General features: G+C 69.7%; 5 protein-coding genes and 1 tRNA gene. 5 read left to right on the forward strand and 1 reads right to left on the reverse strand.

The annotated features are described in order from the left end of the window. The first annotated feature begins 70 nt into the window (after positions 1-70). The 4 genes from LQ51_RS23175 (at position 71) to LQ51_RS33515 (ending at position 2,556) form a co-directional block, all read left to right on the forward strand. Positions 71-673 carry a GNAT family N-acetyltransferase gene (locus LQ51_RS23175; RefSeq protein WP_046569071.1) on the forward strand — a complete coding sequence of 201 codons (603 nt, stop codon included), beginning with the start codon at positions 71-73 and terminating at the stop codon, positions 671-673. 178 nt (positions 674-851) lie between these two features. Beyond that, positions 852-1,634: a divisome protein SepX/GlpR gene (locus tag LQ51_RS23180; RefSeq protein WP_197087887.1), complete on the forward strand. Its 783-nt coding sequence runs from the start codon at positions 852-854 to the stop codon at positions 1,632-1,634. 179 nt (positions 1,635-1,813) lie between these two features. Next, positions 1,814-1,890 (forward strand) — tRNA-Ala (locus tag LQ51_RS23185). Between the two features lie 285 nt (positions 1,891-2,175). Beyond that, positions 2,176-2,556, forward strand: coding sequence for a hypothetical protein (locus tag LQ51_RS33515; RefSeq protein WP_046569067.1), 381 nt, complete (start codon positions 2,176-2,178; stop codon positions 2,554-2,556). Here the strand turns inward: LQ51_RS33515 and LQ51_RS34595 are convergent. Beyond that, positions 2,474-3,277 (reverse strand): SGNH/GDSL hydrolase family protein, encoded by an 804-nt coding sequence (locus tag LQ51_RS34595; RefSeq protein WP_082159603.1) that lies wholly within the window; start codon positions 3,275-3,277, stop codon positions 2,474-2,476. The genes LQ51_RS33515 and LQ51_RS34595 overlap by 83 nt on opposite strands. 37 nt (positions 3,278-3,314) lie before the next feature. On the opposite strand from LQ51_RS34595, the gene LQ51_RS23195 reads away from it, so the two are divergent. Then, positions 3,315-3,956, forward strand: coding sequence for a TetR/AcrR family transcriptional regulator (locus LQ51_RS23195; protein WP_046569069.1), 642 nt, complete (start codon positions 3,315-3,317; stop codon positions 3,954-3,956). Positions 3,957-4,122 lie beyond the last annotated feature (166 nt).

Here is a 4,122-nt window from a genome sequence, read left to right on the forward strand (position 1 = left end):
GCCCCGCAGTCGCGAACGGACGGGTAGCCCGGTGAGGTTCCGGCGGCCGCCCGGATGGCCCGCGGTGCTGATGGACGGTCCGGTGGTGCTGCGGCCGTACCGGCGCTCGGACGCGGTGGCCTGGTCGGAGATCCGCCGGGCCAACCGGGACTGGCTGTCGCCCTGGGAGTCGCACGTACCGGGCAGCTGGGACGAGTTGAACTCGCCGGCCGCGTTCCGCTTCGTCCACGCCGACCAGCGCCGCTCGGCGCGGACCGGTGAGGGCATGCCGTTCGCCGTCTGCCTGCGCGAAGACGGCCACGAGCGGCTGGTCGGGCACCTGAACGTGGGCAGCATCGTGCGCCGGGCGTTCTGCTCCGGCTACATCGGCTACTGGGTGGACTCCCGGGTGGCCGGGCGCGGGGTGATGCCGACCGCGGTGGCCCTCGCCGTCGACCACGCCTTCGGCCCCGGCGGGCTACACCGGGTCGAGGTGAACATCCGGCCGGAGAACACGCCGTCCAAGCGGGTGGTGGAGAAGCTGGGCTTCCGCGAGGAGGCGTACCACGTCCGCTACATGCACATCGACGGTGCCTGGCGGGACCACATCGGATACGCGATGACGAACGAGGAAGTGGCCGCCGAGGGCGGGCTGTTGGCGCGGTGGCACCGCGTACGTGACAGTCGGGGGTGAACCGTCCCACCCGCCACGCCCGGCGCGGCGTCCGGTGAACGAGGTCGGCGGCCCGTAACCTCAAGTAACTGCAAGCTGTGGCAAGCGCTGCGCAACCGCACGATCTGCGTCGTAAACGACGGGCGACGGAACAAGTTGCGGCCATGTGGCGCTCGCCCCGAATTCGGTGACGGGAGGGGTGAGGGTGCCGACCTCGGTGCTCCTCGCCGTCCTCGCCGCCGCCGGCCTGCTCGCCCTCGCGCCGGCGCTGGTCCGCCGGTACGACGCCACCGAGCGGCTGGTGGCGGAGCGGGCGCAGTCGACGGCGCGGGTGCTCCAGCGCCACCGTCGACGGCGCACCGTGCCCGGGCGGCGACCGCTGCACCCGCCGCGTCACCTGGTCGTCACGCTCAGTGAAGATGCCGCCACGGGCAGTCTGACCAAGCCGGTCTCGGCGCCGCCCGCGCCGCGCCGGTCCAGCCGCCTGCGCGCGGTCCCGCCCACCCCGGCCAGGTCCCGTCGGCGGCACCCGCCGAAGCGCCGCCACACCCCGTCGGTCTACCGCCGCCGGCGGGTGCTCGCCGCCCTGCTGCTGCTCAACTTCGTGGAGTTGATCGGCGTGGTGCTGGTTGGCCCCGGGTTCTGGATCAGCGTCACGGTGACCGGCACCCTGCTCGTGGCGTACGTCGTACACCTGCGGCAGCGGGCCCTGCTCGAGCGCCGGCGGCGGCGCGCGGAGGCCCGGGAGGCGGCCTGGCTGGCCGCCCGGCAGGCCGAGGTCCGCCGCGAGCAGGCCCGCCGCGCCGCGGCCCGGCGGGAGGCGCAGCGCCGGCTGGCCGCCCAGCGCGAGGCGGTCCGGCGTACGGCCATGGGCCTGGACCGGCCGGCGGACCTGCCGCCCGCGGCGAGCGGCGGCTCGGTCTCCTACCGCCGGGCCGGCGGCCTGCGCGGACGCCCCTACCAGACGGGCCGCGGAGCCTGACCGCGCTCCCACCTCCCGGGTTGGAGATCTTGGAAGGAAGCGGCCCTCCCGGGGGCCGAAATCGTCCAAGATCTCCTCGCCTGGTGGGGCGATTCGCACCGGAGGGCGCGAACCTGTTAGCCTTGTCGCCGGCCCGCCCGGTGCAAGCCGGGTGGGACCAACGCTGGTACGCCAGCGGAGGGGCTGTGGCGCAGACCGGTAGCGCACCTCGTTCGCATCGAGGGGGTCAGGGGTTCAAATCCCCTCAGCTCCACCAAGAAGTAGCAGGTCAAGGGCGGGTTCTCGGATGATCGAGAGCTCGCCCTTGATTCTTTGACCGTCGTTTGACCGGCGGACGGAGCCCCAGACCGTGGCGCGTGGCGGACGAACTCAAGCCGAACGGGTGAGGTGGGCGACAGTGGAGGCCTCGACAGGGCGTCACCCAGCGGCAGCTGTTGCGGCGGCACTCTGCCCTGGCTCAACCCTCAAGACACAGCGATCCACCCAGCTGATCGCTCGAAAAGAGGCTTGTACGGACGCATCTCAAGACCATCCTGGCGCGATGGACGAGGACGAGTCGACCTGGCAGCAGATAGACCGAATGATTGGCAGGGGCGGCCTCTCCGAGGCTGGGGCCGCAGCGGCGCGCTGGGCGGTTGATCAGTTCCGCGCGCGCCTCGGGGAGAGCTGGCCGGGTCGCCAGTACGACAGGGGGGGTCCGCTCCAGCTGCTCGCCGTCGGCGCCCACCGCTACGCGCTTCCCCAGGTGCTGTCGTGGGCACTATGGCTGAACGCTGCCGCTGCTGAACCCACGTTCGCCAAGGTCCGGACCAGCATGAAGAAGGGCATGAACACGTCGACTAACTCCGGCTGGATTCTTCTGCAGTTGCATCCCGCGTGTGGCCGTCATGCTGACGGGCAACATTCGGTTCCATGGTTATAGGCAGGACTGCCTCGAGGATCATGGCCGTCTGTGCACCCAGCGTTCGACCCCACACGCGGTATCCGGCCGGGCCGGGGTGGAAGCGATCCGAGGCGAAGAAGTCGTCTCGTTCGATGGGTAAGTGTCCGACCGGCAAGTGGAACACGTTCGTGTCCCGTCGAGCCACGCGGGTGAGTTGGCGGTCCAGCCGACGCGCGTGGGTCCCAAGCAGCAGCCGCACTGGCGCAGGTAGGGCGGGAAAGCGGTGGACGGGGGGCAGCCCCGCCAGAAGCACAGGGATCGGGGCGCCGAGCCGACGCCGAATCACCGCCACCAGATGCTCGACATCGCTCCGAAACCGGCCGGCTCGCCGAAACCGGACCGCGTCGTTGACCCCCACAACCACGAGGACCAAGTGTGGGCTCCATCGCGTGTGTGGATCCGTGATGCCGTCCACCAGGTCTTGTCGGATCGTTCTGGCCGTGGCTCCCGATCGTGCTACGACCCGCCAAGACAGGTGCCGCCCAGTCAGCGCGGCGAGTGCAACCGCAGTCTGACCGGCCAAGGCCGTCTGGTGGTCGGGAGCACCGACGCCGGCCGCCGCGGAGTCGCCGAGCACGGCCAGCCGAAGTGGCTCTCCGTCGCCGGCCACCGTTCCCCAGTCGTCTCCCTGCGCTTCGGCAAGTCGCGGGATCCGTGCCCGGATCCGTCCTGACCCCAACATGCAACCGCCCCCTCTCATAACGCTGTTATGTCAATAACAGCGTTATGATGAGCCCGTGTCAAGAACAAGCAGCGATCAGCGGCAAGAACTCGTCGACGTCGCTGCTCGGCTGCTGACCGAGCAGGGACCCCGGTCGCTGTCCGCGCGGGCACTAGCACGCGAGACAGGCACGTCCACAATGGCCATCTACACGTACTTTGGCGGCATGCCCGGCCTGGTGAGGGCCGTCATCCGCGAAGGCTTCGCCCGGCTAGCTGACCGACTGGCGACGGTGCAGGCCAGCGACGACCCAGTCGCCGACAGCTTCCAGCTAGCCATCGCGTACCGGCAGTCCGCGCACCTGGCGCCTCACCTGTACGCGGTGATGTTCGGCGGTTCAAGCATCGCCGGGTTCCAACTGTCACAAGAAGACCGGCGCATCGGCCTCTACACACTGCGCGTAGCCCGGGATGCCATCACCCGATGCATTCAGGCAGGCCGGTTCCGTCCCACCGACCCCTGGTCCATCACCCAGCACACGTGGTGTCAGCTCCACGGCCTCGTCAGCCTCGAACTCGCCGGCTACCTCACCTCAACCCACCCGCCTGACGACGAGCTCCGCAAGTACCTACGAGACCTTGCGATTGGAGCCGGCGACACACTCGAGCAAGCCCAGGCATCGATAGCGCTAGCCCTAGACAGAGCGAACAGCACCTGACGGCAGCCCGCCGCGCCGACCGGTAGAAGCAACTCTCCTTCATTCTCTACCTTGGGCTCAATGTTCTGTCCTTCGCGCACCTGGATTACACCTCCGCGAAGACTGGAAAGGAACAGCGTCTGTCCCGTGTCGCTGCTCCGCGGTCGGTTGCGTCCGCTGGAGTGGT

Source organism: Micromonospora sp. HK10 (genome assembly GCF_000982955.1).
Taxonomy (GTDB): Bacteria; Actinomycetota; Actinomycetes; order Mycobacteriales; family Micromonosporaceae; genus Micromonospora.

What these genes read in the sequence shown, in the direction of transcription:
- LQ51_RS33515 (WP_046569067.1), top strand. Translation starts at nt 2,176, where the DNA reads ATGGACGAGGACGAGTCGACCTGGCAGCAGATAGACCGAATGATTGGC.
- LQ51_RS34595 (WP_082159603.1), bottom strand. Translation starts at nt 3,277, where the DNA reads ATGAGAGGGGGCGGTTGCATGTTGGGGTCAGGACGGATCCGGGCACGG.
- LQ51_RS23175 (WP_046569071.1), top strand. Translation starts at nt 71, where the DNA reads ATGGACGGTCCGGTGGTGCTGCGGCCGTACCGGCGCTCGGACGCGGTG.